Origin of the sequence: Sporosarcina sp. USHLN248, assembly GCF_037144575.1 — a bacterium.
GTDB classification, from domain to species: Bacteria; Bacillota; Bacilli; order Bacillales_A; family Planococcaceae; genus Sporosarcina; species Sporosarcina contaminans.
Genome location: NZ_JBBCZC010000112.1, coordinates 1 through 452 on the forward strand (window position 1 = coordinate 1; position 452 = coordinate 452).

At 52.2% G+C, this 452-nt stretch carries 1 protein-coding gene and 2 tRNA genes; 2 read left to right on the forward strand and 1 reads right to left on the reverse strand.

What is annotated here, in order from left to right:
* Window positions 1-97: 97 nt before the first annotated feature.
* Both WFH04_RS18165 and WFH04_RS18170 read left to right on the forward strand, forming a co-directional pair.
* A tRNA-Ile gene (locus WFH04_RS18165) sits at window positions 98-174 on the forward strand.
* 11 nt (window positions 175-185) lie between these two features.
* A tRNA-Ala gene (locus WFH04_RS18170) sits at window positions 186-261 on the forward strand.
* Here WFH04_RS18170 and WFH04_RS18175 read toward each other — a convergent pair.
* On the reverse strand, window positions 232-452 hold a 221-nt coding region (locus WFH04_RS18175), incomplete at its 5' end, for a hypothetical protein (RefSeq protein ID WP_336825727.1). The two genes, WFH04_RS18170 and WFH04_RS18175, sit on opposite strands and share 30 nt — an antisense overlap.

Here is a 452-nt window from a genome sequence, read left to right on the forward strand (position 1 = left end):
AGTAGAAATGCTTGCATTTCGACCAAAAGTCCGAAGTGGACGCATGAGCTGGTGTTTGGAGCTGGACATAACAAAGAAACTTCATATTACCCGGAAGGGGCCTATAGCTCAGCTGGTTAGAGCGCACGCCTGATAAGCGTGAGGTCGGTGGTTCGAGTCCACTTAGGCCCACCATACTATATTCCGGGGCCTTAGCTCAGCTGGGAGAGCGCCTGCCTTGCACGCAGGAGGTCAGCGGTTCGATCCCGCTAGGCTCCACCAACTTACTCCTAAAGGAGTAATTTTTGTTCCTTGAAAACTGGATAAAACGACATTGAAAGCAACATAGAAAAGCCGAAGCGGCCGTTTAGGCGCGACAGGCATAAGACGGATTGGCGGAGCGGCGTTTTTGCCGCATAGCCGATACGGCTTATGACCCGAGCGTCTGGCTGCTAAGGCTGGACAAAACACAT